This is a genomic window from Ornithinicoccus sp. (assembly GCF_057176825.1).
The window spans coordinates 959,227-976,769 of record NZ_CM169976.1 but is presented as its reverse complement, the minus strand read 5'-3'; the positions used below and the strand labels follow the sequence as shown (position 1 = coordinate 976,769).

General features: G+C 73.2%; 15 protein-coding genes and 1 tRNA gene. 10 read left to right on the top strand and 6 right to left on the bottom strand.

Going from position 1 to position 17,543, the window contains the following annotated elements; all coding sequences use genetic code 11:
• Positions 1-2: 2 nt before the first annotated feature.
• The 5 genes from AC1QRC_RS05115 (at position 3) to AC1QRC_RS05095 (ending at position 2,872) form a co-directional block, all read left to right on the top strand.
• Positions 3-473 carry a YbaK/EbsC family protein gene (locus AC1QRC_RS05115; RefSeq protein WP_484205720.1) on the top strand — a complete coding sequence of 157 codons (471 nt, stop codon included), beginning with the start codon at positions 3-5 and terminating at the stop codon, positions 471-473.
• 80 nt (positions 474-553) lie between these two features.
• A tRNA-Lys gene (locus AC1QRC_RS05110) sits at positions 554-626 on the top strand.
• Between the two features lie 114 nt (positions 627-740).
• Complete coding sequence (locus AC1QRC_RS05105) at positions 741-1,688, top strand: DUF808 domain-containing protein (RefSeq protein WP_484205719.1); 948 nt, start codon at positions 741-743, stop codon at positions 1,686-1,688.
• Between the two features lie 49 nt (positions 1,689-1,737).
• Positions 1,738-2,367: a class I SAM-dependent methyltransferase gene (locus AC1QRC_RS05100; RefSeq protein WP_484205718.1), complete on the top strand. Its 630-nt coding sequence runs from the start codon at positions 1,738-1,740 to the stop codon at positions 2,365-2,367.
• A gap of 52 nt (positions 2,368-2,419) precedes the next feature.
• A complete protein-coding gene (locus AC1QRC_RS05095) occupies positions 2,420-2,872 on the top strand; it encodes a hypothetical protein (protein ID WP_484205717.1) in 453 nt (150 codons plus the stop codon).
• A 12-nt stretch (positions 2,873-2,884) separates the two neighbouring features.
• Here the strand turns inward: AC1QRC_RS05095 and AC1QRC_RS05090 are convergent, their stop codons facing one another.
• The 3 genes from AC1QRC_RS05090 to pabB form a co-directional block, all read right to left on the bottom strand.
• Entirely contained in the window at positions 2,885-3,595 is a 711-nt protein-coding gene (locus AC1QRC_RS05090; protein WP_484205716.1) for a phosphatase PAP2 family protein, read from the bottom strand.
• 116 nt (positions 3,596-3,711) lie between these two features.
• Complete coding sequence (locus tag AC1QRC_RS05085; protein WP_484205715.1) at positions 3,712-4,554, bottom strand: aldo/keto reductase; 843 nt, start codon at positions 4,552-4,554, stop codon at positions 3,712-3,714.
• Positions 4,555-4,582: 28 nt separating this feature from the next.
• Entirely contained in the window at positions 4,583-6,760 is a 2,178-nt protein-coding gene (pabB, locus tag AC1QRC_RS05080; RefSeq protein WP_484205714.1) for an aminodeoxychorismate synthase component I, read from the bottom strand.
• Positions 6,761-6,944: 184 nt separating this feature from the next.
• Between pabB and AC1QRC_RS05075 the strand changes: the two genes are divergently transcribed.
• From AC1QRC_RS05075 to AC1QRC_RS05065, 3 genes are read left to right on the top strand one after another with little or no spacing between them, the layout of a single operon-like run.
• A complete protein-coding gene (locus tag AC1QRC_RS05075) occupies positions 6,945-8,057 on the top strand; it encodes a saccharopine dehydrogenase NADP-binding domain-containing protein (protein ID WP_484205713.1) in 1,113 nt (370 codons plus the stop codon).
• Positions 8,054-9,376, top strand: a complete 1,323-nt coding sequence (locus AC1QRC_RS05070; RefSeq protein WP_484205712.1) for an NAD(P)/FAD-dependent oxidoreductase — start codon at positions 8,054-8,056, stop codon at positions 9,374-9,376. The genes AC1QRC_RS05075 and AC1QRC_RS05070 overlap by 4 nt, the downstream gene beginning before the upstream one ends.
• Positions 9,377-9,398: 22 nt before the next feature.
• Complete coding sequence (locus tag AC1QRC_RS05065; protein ID WP_484205711.1) at positions 9,399-11,021, top strand: acyl-CoA dehydrogenase family protein; 1,623 nt, start codon at positions 9,399-9,401, stop codon at positions 11,019-11,021.
• 36 nt (positions 11,022-11,057) lie between these two features.
• On the opposite strand, the gene panB is transcribed toward AC1QRC_RS05065, so the two are convergent.
• From panB to AC1QRC_RS05050, 3 genes are read right to left on the bottom strand one after another with little or no spacing between them, the layout of a single operon-like run.
• Positions 11,058-11,948, bottom strand: a complete 891-nt coding sequence (panB, locus tag AC1QRC_RS05060) for a 3-methyl-2-oxobutanoate hydroxymethyltransferase (protein ID WP_484205710.1) — start codon at positions 11,946-11,948, stop codon at positions 11,058-11,060.
• Between the two features lies 1 nt (position 11,949).
• A complete protein-coding gene (gene panC / locus AC1QRC_RS05055) occupies positions 11,950-12,822 on the bottom strand; it encodes a pantoate--beta-alanine ligase (RefSeq protein WP_484206576.1) in 873 nt (290 codons plus the stop codon).
• Position 12,823: 1 nt separating this feature from the next.
• Positions 12,824-13,804, bottom strand: coding sequence for a pirin family protein (locus AC1QRC_RS05050; RefSeq protein ID WP_484205709.1), 981 nt, complete (start codon positions 13,802-13,804; stop codon positions 12,824-12,826).
• Positions 13,805-14,034: 230 nt separating this feature from the next.
• Between AC1QRC_RS05050 and AC1QRC_RS05045 the strand changes: the two genes are divergently transcribed.
• Both AC1QRC_RS05045 and AC1QRC_RS05040 read left to right on the top strand, forming a co-directional pair.
• A complete protein-coding gene (locus AC1QRC_RS05045) occupies positions 14,035-16,056 on the top strand; it encodes an SPFH domain-containing protein (protein WP_484205708.1) in 2,022 nt (673 codons plus the stop codon).
• A complete protein-coding gene (locus AC1QRC_RS05040) occupies positions 16,049-17,455 on the top strand; it encodes an SPFH domain-containing protein (RefSeq protein ID WP_484205707.1) in 1,407 nt (468 codons plus the stop codon). The genes AC1QRC_RS05045 and AC1QRC_RS05040 overlap by 8 nt, the downstream gene beginning before the upstream one ends.
• The last annotated feature ends 88 nt before the right edge of the window (positions 17,456-17,543 follow it).

The window sequence follows — 17,543 nt, the reverse complement described above, 5'->3', positions numbered from 1 at the left end:
GGGTGACCGCCCCTGACCCCGTCGCCGCGGTGCGCAATGCCCTGGAGGCCGCCGGCGTCGAGCCCCGACTCACCCCGATGACCAGCCCCGTGCCGACGGCCGCGGCAGCTGCGGCCGAGTTGGGGTGTGAGGTCGGCGCCATCGCCAACTCGCTGGTCTTCGACGCCGGCGGGGAGCCCTTCCTGATCATGGCCAGCGGGGCAGCCCGGGTGGACCCGGCGCTGGTGGCCGACGACCTGGGGCTCCCCCGGCTGCGCCGGGCCAGCCCCGAGTTCGTCCTGCAGCACACCGGTCAGCGGGTCGGCGGGGTCGCTCCCACGGGTCACCCCCGACTGCTGCGCGCCGTCGTGGACACCGAGCTCTCGGCATACGACCGGGTCTGGGCGGGCGGCGGCGACGAGCACACCATGCTGGCCCTCACCTTCGCCGAGCTGGTGCACCTCACCGGAGGCCCCGTCCGCCGGGTCCGCTGAGCGGGTCCCCGCCCGACTCCGCCGCTGCCGGCTGCGGGGCGGCGACCGCGTATCCTGCAGCAGGCACGCCGTGCCACCCGGGGCCTCTAGCTCAACGGTTAGAGCTGCGGACTTTTAATCCGTAGGTTGTGGGTTCGAATCCCACGGGGCCCACCCGTGAAATTGTCGCTGGCCAGGGGCGTGCCTCGCTCGTGCGTGGCGCCCGGCGCCACACCGTCTACGCTTGCGTCCCGTGATGACATCTGCCCGGACGGGCTGGGGAACCCGATGAGCGGCGGCCTGGTCGCCCTGCTGGACGACATCGCCGCGCTGGCCCGGATGGCCGCGGCGTCGGTCGATGACGTCGCGGCGGCGGCGGGGAGGGCGAGCGCGAAGGCGGCTGGCGTGGTGGTGGACGATGCCGCGGTCACCCCGCGTTACGTCCAGGGCTTCGACCCCTCGCGTGAGCTGCCGATGATCAAGCGGATCGCGATCGGCTCGATCCGCAACAAGCTCGTCTTCATCCTCCCGGCGATCCTGCTGCTGAGCCAGTTCGTGCCGTGGTTATTGACCCCGATCCTGATGCTCGGCGGGACCTACCTGTGCTACGAGGGCGCCGAGAAGATCTACGAGAAGTTCTTCGGCCACCACGACCCCGCCAAGGAGGCCCCCGCCGTCGAGCAGGGCCCGGAGCGGGAGCAGACGATGGTCAGCGGGGCGATCCGCACGGACTTCATCCTGTCCGCGGAGATCATGGTGATCTCGTTGAACGAGGTCGCGGACGAGCCCCTGCTGACCCGGGCCGTCATCCTGGTCGTGGTGGCGATCCTCATCACGGCCGTCGTCTACGGCGCGGTCGCACTCATCGTGAAGATGGACGACATCGGCATGAACCTGGCCCAACGCGAGTCCTCGTTCTCCCAGACCGTGGGCAACGCCCTGGTCAAGGGCATGCCCAAGCTGCTCACCGGGCTGACCGTGGTCGGCGTCGTGGCGATGCTGTGGGTCGGCGGTCACATCCTGCTGGTCGGGGTGGACGACCTCGGCTGGCACGCGCTGTATGACGTGGTGCACCACGCCGAGGAGGCCGTCGCAGGGCTGGTGCCAGCGATCGGCGGGTTCCTGGCCTGGCTGGTCAACACCCTCTTCTCCGCGGTGATCGGCCTGCTCGTCGGGGCCCTGGTCGTCGCTGTCATGCACCTCATCCCCCGCCGCAAGGACGCGGCCGCCCACTGATCCGGACCGGTGACGCCGCGGCCACTGCGCCGACTTCTAGGCTGGGGCCATGGTCGAGCAGAGCGCGTGGATGCAGAAGGTGGCCGCCGATCCTGGCCACTCGAGCTGGTATGTCGAGCGGTTCCGCGCGATGGCGGCCGCCGGAGATGACCTGGCCGGTGAGGCACGACTGGTCGACGCCATGGTCGGGCGCGGCGCCAGAATCCTCGACGCCGGGTGCGGTCCGGGGCGACTCGGGGGCTACCTGCACCGGGCTGGCCACAGCGTCGTCGGTGTCGATGTCGACCCGACCCTGATCGCCGCGGCCGAGGAGGACCATCCGGGTCCCCGCTGGATGGTCGCCGACCTGGCCGAGCTGGACCTGCCGGCCCTCGGCATACCGGAGCCGTTCGACGTCATCGTGTCGGCCGGCAACGTGATGACCTTCCTCGCGCCGAGCACCCGCCAGGAGGTGCTGCGCCGCCTGGCGGCACACCTGGCCCCGGAGGGCCGCGCCGTCATCGGGTTCGGCGCCGGCCGCGGATACCCGTTCCCGGAGTTCCTCGACCACGCCGCCGACGCCGGGCTCGTCCCAGACGTGCTGTTGTCCACCTGGGACCTGCGCCCGCTCCGGGACGACTCCGACTTCCTGGTCGCGGTGCTGAGCCACGGGTCGGCAGGGACGCCGCTCCGCCCCTGATCGGCCCGCGACTCGTCGTGGCACCGCGGGGGCGGCGGGGTGACACTGGGGTATGGAGTGGGTCGCGCTCGCGCTGCTGGCCGCCGTCGGGTGGCTGGTCGCACGGCGCCGTCGACGACCCTCCCCGATGGTGCTGCCGGAGCTCAGTCCCTCGGAAGTCGCCGAGTTGGAGCAGGGGTTCGCCCGGGTCGAGCAGGAGGTCGGCAGCACGGTGCAGACCCTGCTGGCCGCGCGGCTGCGGGTGCTGGCCTCCCGCGGCGTCCCGCTCCGAGCGATCCGCCGCGCCCCGGGGAAGAACACCGCCCGACTGGTCTTCGGCAACGGGACGGTGCTCATCGCGCGCGCCGACCGTCCGGGCGAGATCTTCGCCCTGGCCGTCCGGATGTACCACGAGGGGGTCTCACTGGAGTCCTGGCACTCCGACCCCTCCAGCACGACGGTGCGCTTCAGCTGGTCCGGAGGCGGGATCGACCTGAGCGTGATCGGCCTGGACCAGGCCGAGTAGGAGCCTGGCCACTCAGACCGGCACCGGCTCCCGTCCCTGCCCGGAGCCCGCCGGGGCCGGCACCGGCGGCAGCGGGACCACGGTGTCCGGGGTCTCCGCGACCGGGGCCTCCGTGACCGGGGCCTCCGTGACCGGGGGCGACGCGGGGACGGCGAACCACCGGAGCGCCACCTGCTGGGCGATCCGCAGCGCCAGGGCCCCCGCCACGACACCGCCGATCAGGTCCGTGGCCCAGTGGTATCCCAGGTGCAGGGAGTTCACCGCCGTGGCGACGGTGATGACCCCGACACCGAGCCACAGGCGGCGCACTGTCTCGCGGGAGGGGCTGGCGTACCAGCAGAGCAGCAGCACCACGGCGCCGTAGAGGCCGATGGCCTCGGCGGCGTGCCCGGAGGGGAAGCTGATCCCGTGCCGCCCGTAGTCCGGGAAGCCGCCGGCGAAGAAGTCCTCTTGCCCCGAGTGGGGGATCCGCCGGGCGGTGGCCAGCTTCGTCACGCCCACCAGCCCCATCACGCACACCTCGGCGAGCAGCGCGACGGCCAGCGGCTGCCAGGACCGGATCCGCCAGGCCAGGGCGCCGGCCACCGCGGCGAGGACCGGCACGGCGACCGCCTGCCCCGCCACCCGGTCCAGCAGGTCGTCGGAGAAGAAGCCCCAGCCGGGGATCGGCGGGTCCGGGTAGTCGCGGTTCAACGCCACGTCGAGCCCCTGGAGGGGACCCATCGCCAGGAGCGTGACGACCCCGAAGAGGAACGCCAGGGCCGGCAGGGAGGTGAGGCGGGCGATCGGCGAGGCGGGGTGGTCCTCCTGCGCCCCCGCGCGGCCGGGTTGTGGCCCGCTCAGCGGACCTGGGTGAAGGCGGCGGTCGCCGGGTCGGCGCCGATCCGCTCCTCACTGTCCAACCCGGTGATTGCCGCGACGTCCTCGTCGGTCAGCTCGAACGTGAACAGGTCGATGTTCCCGGTGATCCGCTCCGGGGTGACCGACTTGGGGATGACGATGCGCCCCTCCTGGACGTGCCAGCGCAGCACGACCTGCCCGGGGGTGACACCCAGCCGCTGGGCCACCGAGGTGACGGCGGCGGCGTCCAGGTCGACGCCCTGGCCCAGCGGGGAGTAGGCCTCGACGGCGATCCCGGCGTCGCGGGAGGCCTGCTGGGTGGCCGGTTGCTGGAAGGAGGGGTGCACCTCGATCTGGTTGACCGCCGGGACGACCTCGGCCTCCGCCAGCAGGGTCTGCAGGTGGTCGGGCAGGAAGTTGGAGACGCCGATCGCGCGGACCGCGCCCTCGGCATACAGCTTCTCGAAGGACGCCCAGGTCTCGACGAACAGCCCGGCGCTCGGGTAGGGCCAGTGGATGAGGTACAGGTCCACGACGTCCAGGCCCAGGGCCTGGCGGCTGTTCTCGAACGCGGTGAGCGCGGACTGCGCCCCCTGGTCCCCGTTGCGCAGCTTGGTGGTGACGAAGACCTCGTCCCGCGGCAGGCCGCTGGCCCTGATCGCGGCGCCGACCCCGGCCTCGTTGTAATAGGCGGCGGCGGTGTCGATGTGCCGGTAGCCGGCCTCCAGTGCTGCCTCGACGGCCTGCTGGGTCTGCGTGTCGGGCACCTGGAAGACGCCGAAGCCCACCTGGGGGATCTGCACGCCGTTGTTGAGTTCGATGGTCGGGACGGAAGAGCTCATGGTGTGGTCTACACCGATGCGGCCGCGCCTATTCCGTCGTCTGGGTCACATCCGCGGCGGCGAGGGCCGTCGCCAGGGCACGTGCCTTGTGCAACGTCTCGGCGAACTCCTCGGCGGGGTTGGACAGCGCCGTGATCGCCCCTCCGATGCCGAACTCGGCCGTGCCCTCCACCACCGTGGCGGTGCGGATCACGATAGACAGGTCCATCGCCCCGTCCAACCCGAGCCAGCCGAGCACCCCGGAGTAGACGCCACGCGGGCCGCCCTCGAACTGGTCGAGCAGCTCCATGGTGCGCACCTTGGGCGCCCCCGTCATCGAGCCACCGGGGAAGCAGGCGGCGAGCAGGTCCAGGGCGTCCATGCCCTCGGCCAGGCGGCCCCGGATCGTTGACACGAGCTGGTGCACCGTCGCATAGCTCTCCACGCTGAACAGATCGGGGACGTGCACGCTGCCGGACCGGCACACCCGGTGCAGGTCGTTGCGCAGCAGGTCCACGATCATCAGGTTCTCCGCGCGGTCCTTCACCGCGGTCGCCAGGTCGTCGGCCAGCGCCGCGTCCCGGCCCGGGTCGGGATCCCGCGGCCGGGTCCCCTTGATCGGCCGAGCCTCGACGTGGCCCGCGGCGTCGAGTGACAGGAACCGCTCGGGGGAGGCCCCGATCACGTCCAGCCCGGGGCGCCGCAGCCACGCGCCGAACGGCACCGGGCTCACCTGCCGCAGCTCCCGGTAGGCCGTCGCCGGATCCACCGGGCGCGGCCAGGTCACCGTGTTGGTCAGGCAGATCTCGTAGGACTCCCCCGCCCGGATCTGCTCCTGGGACCGGGCGATGAGGTCGAGATAGGCGGACTCGGTATGCCGTAGCCCGGCCACCACGTCGGCCGTACCCATGGTGGCGGCCGGGTCCGTCGCGCCAGCACGGTGCCCACCGGGGGGCACCGGCCCCGGGGGCTGTCCCCGGAGCGAGGACACCCGCTCGCACACTGCCTCGGCCCAGGTCTCCTGCGCCGACCGGGTCTCCGGGTCGTGCAGGTAGACGACATACACCTCGCCCGCATGGTGGTCCAGGAGCACGGCCCGATCGGCCAGCAGCAACCAGGCGTCCGGGTGCGGGGAGCGGTGCGCGGCCGAGCCGTCGGTCTCGGCCTTGAGCTCGTAGCCGAGGTAGCCCACGAAGCCGGGGCGGAACCCGAACGGCAGCTGCTCCCCGGGCTGCCCGGCACCGGGAGGCGTCACCAGCTCCCACTGGGCCATCAGGGTGGCCAGGTTGTCCAGCAGGCGACCGGGCATGGTGCGCTCGGGTGCGCCGGCCGTCCGGACCAGGCTGCCCTCGCCGACCCGGTGGGTGACCTCGTAGGAGAGCGGGCCGGACGCGTCGCCGAGCACCGAGAAGCGGGCGGCTGCCGCGGCCGCGGGGCCCTGGGCGGCGCCGGCCGAGGAGTCGAGCCAGAACGAGGTCTCTGCCGACCCCAGCAGGGCCTCGTGCGCCACCCACGGGTCGACCCCGGCGGTGAGTCGGCGCACCCCGAGGGAGACCTGGCGAGCGCCGCTGACCTGCGATGTCCTCGTTTCGAGGACATCGCCGACGGCCACCGCACCGCCCGGCGACGCGTCCCCGACCGGCACCCCGGCCAGGCGGAGGAAGTTGCCGATCACCCGGTCCCCGTGCTCGGACAGCACCGACTCGGGGTGGAACTGCACCCCCCACCGGCGCTCCCCCGGGTCGGCCAACCCCATCACGCACCCGTCCTCCCGGGCGCGGGCGGTGACCTGCAGGGAGGAGCCGGGGCGGGGCCGGACCTCCAGGGAGTGGTAGCGGACGACCCGGAACGGGGAGGGCACCCCTTCGAACAGTCCGGTGCCATCGTGGTCCACCGTCCCCACCTGGCCGTGGACCGGATGGGCGAGCTCCACGACCTCGTCCCCGGCCAGGTGCGCCATCCCCTGGTGCCCCAGGCAGACGCCGAGCACGGGCACTTCCCGTTGGCGCAGGGCCAGGTCGCTCAGACCCATGTCCGCCGGGTGCTGGGGTCGCCCCGGGCCGGGGCCGACGACGATGGCCGCGAACTCCCGCAGGTCCCCGGGCGAGGCCGGATGGTCGTGGCCCCACACGACGGGCGCCCGACCCAGCACCCGGTGCAGCAGGTCGGCGACGTTGAAGGTGAAGCTGTCGACGTTGTCGATCAGCAGCACTCGCCCTGGCTCCACGAAGGCGACCCTACTGGGGCAGCGGGGCCGGCGCCGGGCTGCCCGCGAGACGTATCAGGACAGGGCCGGCCGACTCTCCTACTCCGTGGGGGCCGACCTGACCAGCGGGTCGACCCCAGCGGCACCCGGGTCCGCCTGCAGCGCCCGGGTGCCGCCCCCGTGATCGCCCAGCAGAGGACCCGTCATGCCCAGTTCCGCCCTGCCCCGTTCGCTCGGGGCCGCCGGCCCGTCCGTCCCGACGCCGCACGGCAGCTTCGCCTTCCTCGTCCACCCGCGCAACGAGCTGAGTGCGGACCTGGCCCGGGTCTGGCGGCCCCTGGGGGCCGCACCGGACGGCCTCTACGCCTTCGGGCTGCGGCGGCTGCCGCTGCCGCCGGTGACGATGGCCACGGTCGAGATCGGGGGCCGTGCCGTCGGGCACGTCGTGTTGGTGCCGTTCGGCGCCCGCCACCTCCTCGAGCACCCCGGGCAGGGGCGGCAGCGGGTCTCCCGCGCGGTGGACCGGGCCGTGGGCCTGGGTGCCTCCGTGGTCGGGCTCGGCGCCCTGACCGCGACCGTCACGGCGGGCGGGGTCTCGCTGCGGGACCGGGCGGACATCGGCGTCACCAACGGCAACGCCTTCACCGCGGCGACCGTCGACACCCAGGCCCGGGAGCTGTTGGCCACCCACGTCGACCCGTCCGGCGGCCGGCACGTGGCCGTGGTGGGCGCCACCGGGAGCGTCGGAGGTGCCGTCGCCGCTCTGCTCGCCAGGGACCGTGCGGTCGACCGGCTCACGCTGGTCGGCCGGTCCCTGCCCAAGCTCGGGGCGCTCGCCGCCCGGTTGGGTGACCGGGTGCACACCACGATGAGCAACGACCTGGCCTCGGTCGCCAGGGCCGACCTGGTCGTGCTGCTCACCGCCTCGGCCGACGCCGTGCTCGGCCCGGAGCACCTCGCACCCGGCGCCGTGGTGCTGGACGCCACGCAGCCGCGCAACACCGACCCGTCCCTGCTGACCGCCCGGCCCGACGTGACCGTCGTCGACGGTGGCGTGCTCGACATCCCGTCGCTGCGACTGGTCGGCGGCGACATCGGGCTGCCCGACGGCCGGGCCTACGCCTGCTTCGCCGAGACGGCCCTGCTGGCACTGTCCGGGCACCGCGGTCACTTCGCGCTCGGGGTGCCGACCCTGGAGCAGGTGGATCACACCCGGGCGCTGGCGGCCTCGTTGTCCCACCTCGGTTTCACCCCCGGGGCACCGACCTCGTTCGGCCGTCCGCTGCCGACGTCCGACCGGACGGCGGTGCCGGCATGAGGCGCGTCGTCCTGGTCGGTGGCGGCTACGTGACACTGCACGCCTACCGACAGCTCGTCCGGCGGCTGCGGCCACAGGTGCGGACAGGCTCGGTGGAGATCGTCGTGATCAGCGCGGACGACTGCCACAACTTCCACGGCTTCACCGGTGAGGTGCTCGCTGGGCTGCTGCCGCTGGACCGGACGCGCACCCCGCTGGCCGAGGCCTGCCCGCTCGCCCGGGTGCTCCATGCCACCGTGACGCACGTCGACCCCGCCACCCGGACGGTGCGCTACCGGCGCGCGGTGGCCGGCTCCGCGGCGGGCGCCGCGGGCGAGGAGCGGCTGCGCTATGACCAGCTCGTGGTCGGCACCGGGGGCCGGGAGCCGGCCGGTGCGGTCCCCGGCCTGGCCGAGCACGGCTTCACGCTGCGTGCCCCCGGCGACCTCCGGGCGCTGCAGCGACACCTGCGCGGCAGCTGCGCGCAGGACCCAGCGGCGGCGCGCTCTGTCGTGGTGGCGGGCGGGGGCCTGGCCGGCGTCGAGCTGGCCGCGGCAATCGCCGACTTCGGCCGCGGCGCACTCGACGTCCTGCTCGTCCACCCCGGTGAACAGCTGGCCCCGGAGCTGCGCCACAGGCACCCGCGGCTCGCCGACCGCGCCGAACGGGAGCTGCGCCGGGCCGGCGTTCGGGTGCGGCCGCGGACCCGGCTGACCGCGGTCACCCCGCACGGTGTCGTCCTGGAGGGGCCTCGCCATCTCGCGCCGACGGCGCCTACAGCGACCTCGACGGCGAGTGGGCACGACGGGGCCGGGCCCACCACGCGGGTCCACCCCGCGGGCACGGTGCTGGCCACCATCGGTCAGCGCCCGGTGCAGCTTCCGGGACTGGGCGGGCTGGTGCACGACGCCCGGGGGCGGCTCGCCACCCGCCCCGACCTGTCGGTCACCGACGGGATCTGGGCCGCGGGCGACGTGGCGCGGGTGCTGCACCCGGGCACCGGGGCACCGGTCCCCGCGAACGCGCTCTGGGCGATCAAGGGCGGCGCCCAGGTGGGTCGCAACGCCGCCCGCACGTTGTGCGGGCGGCCGACCCGGCCGTTCCGCTACCGCGGGCTGGGGCAGGCCGCCTCCTTCGGCCTCGGCAAGTCGGTGGCGACGCTCTACGGGGTTGAGTTCACCGGGGTGCTCGCCTGGACCCTGCGGCTGGTCTTCTTCCTGCGCTTCATGCCGTCCCGGCGGCGGGCCGGTCAGGTGCTGCGGGATCTCGCCTCGCTCCGGACCCGCCAACGGGTCACGGACCTGCCGCCGGCGCGCGACGGCATACCGGCAGCGGGCTGACTCACCGGGCTACCGTCACCTCATGGAGACGCACGAGGTGACGAACCAGGCGCCACGCCGGGAGGGGCTGGACGAGTACGCCACCCACGTGCCGCTCGTCGAGGGCGTGGAGCGGTATGCCGCGGGCTGGGCGAGCGAGGAACTGCACCGGATCGGTGCCCTCGTGGGGACCGCCGACTTCCAGGACGACGCTGCCGCGGCGCACCGCCACGCACCGGTGCTGCACACCCACGACCGATGGGGTCGGCGCATCGACGAGGTCACCTACCACCCGGCCTACCACCGCGTCATCGGGGAGGCCGTCGCCGCGGGCGCGCACACGGCCGCCTGGGCCGACCCCCGACCTGGGGCGCAGGTGGCTCGGGCCGCGACGTTCATGCTCTTCGCACAGATCGAGCCGGGACATGCCTGCCCGGTGTCGATGACCCACGCTGCCGTGGCGAGCCTGCGCCTGGCGCCCGGGCTGGCCGACGAGTGGCTGCCGCGGCTGCTCAGCCGGGACTACGACCCGGAGTTGGCGCCGGGCAAGGCGTCGGCGCTGGTGGGGATGGCGATGACCGAGAAGCAGGGCGGCTCGGACGTGCGGGCGGGCACCACGCGGGCGGTCCCGGCCGGCGACGGCAGCCATCTGCTGACCGGCCACAAGTGGTTCTGCAGCGCCCCGATGTCGGACGCCTTCCTGGTGCTGGCGCAGGCGCCCGGGGGCCTGAGCTGCTTCCTGGTGCCCCGGGTGCTCCCGGACGGGACCCGCAACACGTTCCGGATCCAGCGGTTGAAGGACAAGCTGGGCAACCGCTCGAACGCCTCCTCGGAGGTGGAGTTCTGCGACACCGTGGGGTGGTTGGTCGGCGAGGAGGGACGCGGCGTGCCCACCATCATCGAGATGGTGAGCCGCACCCGGCTGGACTGTGTGCTCGGCAGCGCCGCCGGGATGCGCCAGTCCGTCGCCGAGGCGCTGTGGCACACCCGGCACCGCAGCGCCTTCGGCGCCCTGCTGGTGGACCAGCCGGCGATGACGACCGTGCTGGCCGACCTGGCGCTGGAGTCCGAGGCCGCCACGGCCACTGCCCTGCGCCTGGCGCACGCCCACGACGAGGACGCCGACGACGCGGAGCAGGCGTTCCGCCGGCTGGCCACCCCCGTCGCGAAGTACTGGGTGTGCAAGCGCGGCCCCGGCCACGCCTACGAGGCGCTGGAGTGCCTGGGCGGCAACGGGTACACCGAGGACTTCCCACTGGCGATGCGCTACCGGGAGCAGCCCCTCCTGGCCATCTGGGAGGGCTCGGGCAACGTGATCGCCCTCGACGTGTTGCGGGTGCTGGCGCGCGAGCCGGCTGCACTGGAGGCCTTCGAGGCCGAGGTCGCGACCGCTGCCGGGGTCCACCCGCTGCTGGACGAGCACCTCGAGCGCACCCGGGTGCTGGCCCGTGACGTGGCCAGTGATCCGGGCTCGGCGCGGGCCGCGGCGTCCGCACGGCCCCTCGTCGGGGCGCTCGCCCTGGCCCTGCAGGCCTCGCTCCTGGTGCGCACCGCGCCGGTCGCCGTAGCGGAGGCGTTCGTCGGGGCGCGGCTGGGCGCGTCGGGGTTGCTCTACGGACAGCTGCCTCCCGGGACGGACCAGGCGGCGGTGCTCGACCGGCACTGAGCAGGAGCTCCCGGCGCCGGCCGCGCGCCAGGCGGCTCAGCGGTGGCGCTGTTCCCGGAACGCGCGCAACTGCTCCTCATCCATCCCGTAACAGTGCTCCGCCGCGGGGAACTCCCGCGACCGGACCTCGGCGGCATAGGCGCCCAGCCCGGCGTCCATGGCTGCCTGCACCTCGGCATACTGCTTGACGAAGCGGGCGCCGACACCCGCGCCGATGCCGAGCAGGTCGTGGAAGACGAGCACCTGGCCGTCGGTGGCCGGGCCGGCGCCGATCCCGATCACGATCGCGTCCAGGTCACCCATCAGGTCCTCCGCCAGGGCCGCGGGGATTGCCTCGAAGACCAGGGAGAAGCACCCGGCGTCCTGCAGTGCCCGCGCCTCCCGGGCGACCTTGAGGGCCGCCTCGGTGGTGCGCCCCTGGGCCTTGTAGCCGCCCAGCGCGGTCGCGGTCTGCGGGGTGAGCCCGACGTGCCCCATCACGGGGATCCCGGCGTTGACGATCGCCCGGGCCCGCGCCACGGAGGTCTCGCCGCCACCCTCGAGCTTCACCGCGTCGCAGCCGGCCTCCTTGACGAAGCGGAACGCGGTGCCGACCGCCTGCTCGTCGGACACCTCGTAGGACCCGAACGGCAGGTCCCCCACCAGGAACGGCGTATCCAGGCCGCGGCGCACCGCCCTGGCCAGCACGAGGAGTTCCTCCACCTGGACCGGCACGGTGTCGGGGTAGCCCAGCACGGTCATCCCGCCGGAGTCGCCGACGAGCACCATGTCGACCCCCGCGGCCTCGGCCGTCCGCGCGCTGGGAAAGTCGTAGGCGGTGACCATCACGATCGGCACGCCGTCCTGCTTGAGCGCCGCGAGCGCGGGCAGGGTGACGGGCTTGCGCGGCTCGGCGGCGGGGTCGCTGGGTGCGGGTCTGGTCGACACGTCAGGGCTCCTCGGGGTCGGCGGGGTCCGTGCTGATCGGCGCGTTGTCGATGAGCCGCACGTCCCCCACCCGGGCGGCCACGACGGCCAGGGCGGGACGGCTCAGGTCGGTGACCGGGGAGAAGTCGGCGGGGTCCACCACGGCGAGGTACTCCGGCTCCACCCCACGCGCCCGCATCGCGGCCACCCCCGCGGCAACAGCCGCCTCAGCGTCCTTCCCCCGGGGGCCACCGGCAGCCGCGACCACCGCGTCCAACCCGGCCCGCAGCGCCAGCGCCCGCTCCCGATCCTGCGGCGACAGCCGGACGTTGCGGCTGGACATCGCCAGGCCGTCCGGCTCCCGCACGGTGGGCCCGACGTGGACCTCCACGGGCAGGTTCAGGTCGGTGACCATGCGCCGGACGACGGCGACCTGTTGGGCGTCCTTCTGGCCGAAGTAGGCGGCATCCGGCCCGACCATCGCGAACAGTTTGGCCACCACGGTGGCGACGCCGTCGAAGTGGGCCGCGCCGCGGTGGGCGCCCTCCCACGGCTCGCTGACGCCAGTCACCCGTACGGTGGTGGCAAAACCGTCCGGGTAGACCTCCGCGACGTCGGGGACGAAGAGGACGTCGGCCCCGGCCGCGGCGGCCAGCTCGGTGTCGCGTTCCTCGGTCCGCGGGTAGGCCGCCAGGTCGGACTGCTCGGTGAACTGCGCCGGGTTGACGAACAGCGAGACGACCACCAGTCCGCAGTCCGCGCGCGCCGCCCGCACGAGCGAGAGGTGTCCCTCGTGCAGGGCCCCCATCGTGGGCACCAACCCGACCCGGCGGCCCTCCTGCCGGGCCCGCGCCACCGTGTCCCGCACCCCGGCGACGGTGCGGACGATGCGCATCTCAGCCACGGGCCCGCAACCGCACGGCGGGCAGCCCCGGCGCCGGGAGGGGGTCACCGTCGTAGGCGAACCGCCCGAACTGCTCGGCCTCGGCGCCGCCCACCTCGGCCTGCCACTGCTCCCGGAACGCCACCACCTCCTCGTGGCTGCGGCCGATGAAGTTCCACCACATGACGACCTGCTCCCCGAACGGCACGCCCCCGAGCAGCACGACCCGGGCGCCGTGCTCACCCGCGCGCAGCCGCAGCTCGCCGGGACCGGGCGCGACGTAGCCGAGGGTCGCCTGCGGGACGACCGTGCCCTGCAACTCCACCTGACCGCCATCCACCAGGACTCCGTGCTCGTATGCGGTGTCCACGGTGAGCGTGACCTCGGCGCCGGGGAGCAGGGTCACCTCGGCACCCAGGAGCGGGGTGTGCACCCGCACGGGGGACTCCAGCCGGGTCCCGTCGGCCAGCCCCAGCGCGCCGACGAACACCGCGAGACGGGCCGACCCATCGGCATACGGCTGGGGGACGTAGGTGTCGAACTTCGGCGCCATCGCCCTGGCCCCGTCGGGAAGGGCCACCCACAGCTGCACGCCGTGCAGCACCTCGGTGGCCTCGGTCGAGACCTCGGAGTGGGAGATGCCGCGACCGGCGGTCATCAGGTTGAGCTCGCCCGGCCGGACCGGCGCGACGGTCCCCAGACTGTCCCGGTGCTCGACCTCGCCGGTGAACAACCAGGAGACCGTCTGCAGGCCGGTGTGCGGGTGGGGTGGGACCACCATGCCGCCGGTCTCGGCCACCCGGTCCGGGCCGTAGTGGTCGGCGAAGCACCACGCGCCCACCATGGTGCGGCCCCGGCTCGGCAGGGTGCGCCTGACCTGCATCGCCCGAGGGCCCCCGAGCGGGACCTCGCGCGGCACGATCAGCTCGACCGCGGCCTCCGGACGGTCCGCGCCGCATGCCACCTCGACCGGGTCGGCTTCGACGTTGCTCATGGCGTCCTCCGCTCCTCGGGACCGCACCGGCACCCCACGTGGGATGCGCGATCAGCGGCGTCTGGTGGGCAGGCACTCCGAACGGTACGCGATCCGGCGGAGGTGGCAAGACCTCACGGGTGGCCGGAGCGACGGAACCGTGGACGGGGGCCTGCCGTCTGTGCTGTGACAGACTCTGCACGACCGGCGCCCCGATGCGCCGTGGACCGGAAGGATAGAGGGGATGCACCGTGAGTAGGGCCCAACAGTTCATCGACGCCGCCCGGCAGGTAGCGGGCGGCGCGGACGTACGCGACGTCGTGGGACAGACCGTCCAGAACGTCGCCCAGCAGGCCGTGGGAGACGACGGCTTCGGGTTGTCGCCGGGCGACTTCCCGACCGCCCGGGAGAACGGCGCGTCCGCCGGCACCCGGATCCAGGCCGAGTCCTGCTCCCTGGACGACGCCTCGGAGAAGCTCTCCCGCAGCCACTACGAGATGGGCCCGAACGGGCCTGTGCACGTGATCACCCCGATGGTGATGCCCCGCGGCCGCAAGCTGCGCGCACTCATGCCGGTGATCCTGCTCATCATCGTCGGCATCATCGGCTACGTCATCCTGCTGCCGACCGACGACATGAGCGGCGCTCTCTTCGGGGTGCACTACTGGATCATCGTGCTGCTGATCGCCGCGTTCATGTGGTGGCGCCAGGGCATGGTCATGGTTCCCGAGGGCTGCACCGCGCTGATCTCCCGGTTCGGCAAGGTGGAGGCCGAGGTGGGCCCCGGCCGGGTCACCCTGTGGAACCCGTGGAAGCGGGTCTCCTACATCGTGAACACGACGCGGGAGTACCCCTTCAACGCCCCGATCCGGCAGGCCCCGACCAAGTCCGGTGTGCAGGCCTCGGTCGACCTGTTCCTACAGTTCCGGATCGTCAGCGCCCGCGAGTTCGTCTTCGTCCTCGGTGCGGTCAACGGCTTCCAGGACAAGCTGAACAACGCCATCTCCGAGACCACGCGGTCCCTGATCTATGAGCAGGAGGCCTCCGGCATCTACGACCTGGTGGGCGAGAGCACGACCCGCCTCCTGGAGCAGCTGAACTCCCAGTTCGCCCCGGCCGTGGAACTGACCACCGCCAACATCACCCACGCAGAGCCGTCGGCGCAGGAGTACCGGATGGACCTGGCGGCCCCGGAGATGGTCCGGGTGGCCAAGGAGGCCTACACCTACGAGTACGAGCTGAACCTGCGCAAGGAGCAGAACGAGGGTGACCTCAACAAGGACCTCGCCTCGCTGAACGAGACGCTCTCGGCCATCCAGGCGGACGTGGCCCGCTACCAGGCCCAGATGGACACCGCCCTGGAGCGGGAGACCAACCGGGCCGACGCGACGGCACGCCAGCGCTTCGTCGAGGCGGAGTCGACGGCACACGCCAACGCGGCGCTGCTGGAGGCCCAGGCCCTGGACATCCGCGCGCGGAGCGCCGCCCTGGCCCCGGAGATCCTGGACTACCGCTACCAGCGGGACGTGCTGGACAAGTTGGAGTCGCTGGCCGACTCCCTGCCCCAGATCGTGCGCGTCGGTGGCGACAGCGAGGGCGTGGACTTCCTCGGGATCGCCCGTGGCCTGGTCGGTGGCTCCGACGCCAACCTGTTCTCCCTGGAGGACATGGAGGCGCTCCAGAAGCGCACCGACGAGATCGCCCAGCGGATCGAGGGGCGGTCCAAGGAGATCGAGCACCTGCTCGAGCCGCCGGAGGAGACCACCGTCGAGATCGTCTCGGAGACCTCCGACGACCACGTGCCCGGCGAGGAGCGGATGGAGGAGATCCGCCGCTCCGTCTCCGGGGCCGAAGAGACCCCTGAGACGCCCGCGGCACCGCCGGAGCCCGCCCAGCCGGCGGCAGCGCCCGAGCCGGAGACGGCCCGCCAGCCGGAAGCGGCCCGCGAGCCGCAGCGCCCCGCGCAGGCACCGCCCAGCGGTCCGGCCCGCCCCCAGCAGGGCGCGCCCCAGGGTGGCCAGCCCCAGGGTGGCCAGCGCCAGGGTCCGCCCCAGGGTGGCCCCCAACAGTGGAACGGGCCGCAGGGACAGCCCCAGCCGGGTCAGCCCCCGCAGTGGGGCGCTCCCCAGGGTCAGGGCCAGCCGCCCGCCCAGGGCCAGCAGGGTCAGGGCCAGCCGCCCGCCCAGGGCCAGAGCCGGGCCCAGCAGTTCATCGAGCGAAGCCGGCAGCAGATGCGCGGCGTGACCAACCCGGAGGAGGGTGACCGTGGCTGAGATCCCAGGCGGCGGAGCCGCACAAGCACAGCAGATGGCCCGTGGCCAGGGGATGTCCTCCATCAAGGAGGCCCTGGCCGGGTGGGGAGACGTCGCGCGGTTGCTGCGCGGCGGCGAGCAGGGTGCCGTGGTGCCCGTCGTCATTCCCAAGGACTCGCGGGGGCTGAAGTGGGTGACCCTGGTCTGGTTCGCCCTCTGGGCCCTGTTCAGCGGGATCATGCTCATCGCCACCGACCACGGCGGGCTCGGCGGGACGGCGATCGCCGTCGCGGTCATCGCCATCCTGCTGTCGGCCCTGTGGTGGTGGCGTTCCTCGATCGTGGAGATCGAGGAGGGCACCGTCGGGGTGCTCACCAAGTTCGGCGCCATCTCCGGCCCCGGCCTGTCCCCCGGACGTCACTACCTGTGGCACCCGTGGGCCCGCGTCGCCTACGTGGTCGACGTCACCACCGAGATCCCGTATGCCGCACCCGTCCTGTCCAGCCCGACGCACGAGAACGTGCCGCTGAAGTCCATCGAGTTCTTCCTGCGGTTCCGGATCATCGACGCGCTCCGCTTCGTGCAGACGATCGGGGCGGGCAACTTCGACCTGGTGCTGTCCAACTCGGTGCAGGACGCCATCCGGCAGCGCAGCCGTCAGGTGCACACCGAGCGGGCCTACGACCTGCGCGGCAGTGACGTGAAGGACATGCAGGAGCTGCTGAACCGGCAGTTGACCCGCTACGGCGTGCAGATCATGGGCTGCAACATCCCGGACGTGCAGCTGCCGGACCAGTACCGCGAGCACCTGTCGACCCGGGAGCGCGTCTCCAAGGAACTCGTCGCCTACGAGAAGGAGTGGGAGCTGGCGCGCAAACGCCGGATCGACACCCTGCTCATGGAGATCGAGCGGTCCAAGAAGGTCCGCGACGCCAAGATCGTCGAGGTCAGCGCGGCGCTGAACAAGGCCCGCAAGGACGTCGCCCAGATGTTGGAGGAGCGTGAGACCGAGGCCCAGAAGATTCGGTACGAGATCGAGACCGGAGCGCGGACCAACCTGGTGGCCGCCCAGGGTGAGGCCAAGGCCCAGGAGCAGCTCGCCACGGCCTACCGCGACAACCGGGCCGTGCTGGAGTACGAGCTGGCGCGCCGTCGTCTCGACGTCGGCGCCCAGTTGGCCGAGGCCGCCCCGCGGCCGGTCATCGTGCACACCGACCAGGAGGGTGGTGACAACTCGGCGCTGTCCACGCTGCTGATGGCCCAGTTGCTGCCGCAGATCCAGGCCGAGTCCACCCGGTCCCGCAAGGCGCTGCGCCCCGCGCAGTCCGGCGAGGCCAAGGAGCAGGTCGTGCAGCAGGCCGCCCAGGTCGCCCAGCAGGCGACCCAGGCGGCGCGCGGTCAGCGCCAGCAGCAGCAGTGACCGCCTGACGCACCTGCGGTCAGCACCACACGAGGGCCGCCCGGGCCAGACCCGGGCGGCCCTCGGCATACCTCCCCGGTCCGCCCCC

Bases quoted from the DNA above. Each gene is read 5' to 3' on its own strand.
- AC1QRC_RS05105 (WP_484205719.1), top strand. From the start codon at position 741: ATGAGCGGCGGCCTGGTCGCCCTGCTGGACGACATCGCCGCGCTGGCC.
- AC1QRC_RS05100 (WP_484205718.1), top strand. From the start codon at position 1,738: ATGGTCGAGCAGAGCGCGTGGATGCAGAAGGTGGCCGCCGATCCTGGC.
- AC1QRC_RS05095 (WP_484205717.1), top strand. From the start codon at position 2,420: ATGGAGTGGGTCGCGCTCGCGCTGCTGGCCGCCGTCGGGTGGCTGGTC.
- AC1QRC_RS05090 (WP_484205716.1), bottom strand. From the start codon at position 3,595: ATGGGTCCCCTCCAGGGGCTCGACGTGGCGTTGAACCGCGACTACCCG.
- AC1QRC_RS05085 (WP_484205715.1), bottom strand. From the start codon at position 4,554: ATGAGCTCTTCCGTCCCGACCATCGAACTCAACAACGGCGTGCAGATC.
- AC1QRC_RS05075 (WP_484205713.1), top strand. From the start codon at position 6,945: ATGCCCAGTTCCGCCCTGCCCCGTTCGCTCGGGGCCGCCGGCCCGTCC.
- AC1QRC_RS05070 (WP_484205712.1), top strand. From the start codon at position 8,054: ATGAGGCGCGTCGTCCTGGTCGGTGGCGGCTACGTGACACTGCACGCC.
- AC1QRC_RS05065 (WP_484205711.1), top strand. From the start codon at position 9,399: ATGGAGACGCACGAGGTGACGAACCAGGCGCCACGCCGGGAGGGGCTG.
- panC (WP_484206576.1), bottom strand. From the start codon at position 12,822: ATGCGCATCGTCCGCACCGTCGCCGGGGTGCGGGACACGGTGGCGCGG.
- AC1QRC_RS05050 (WP_484205709.1), bottom strand. From the start codon at position 13,804: ATGAGCAACGTCGAAGCCGACCCGGTCGAGGTGGCATGCGGCGCGGAC.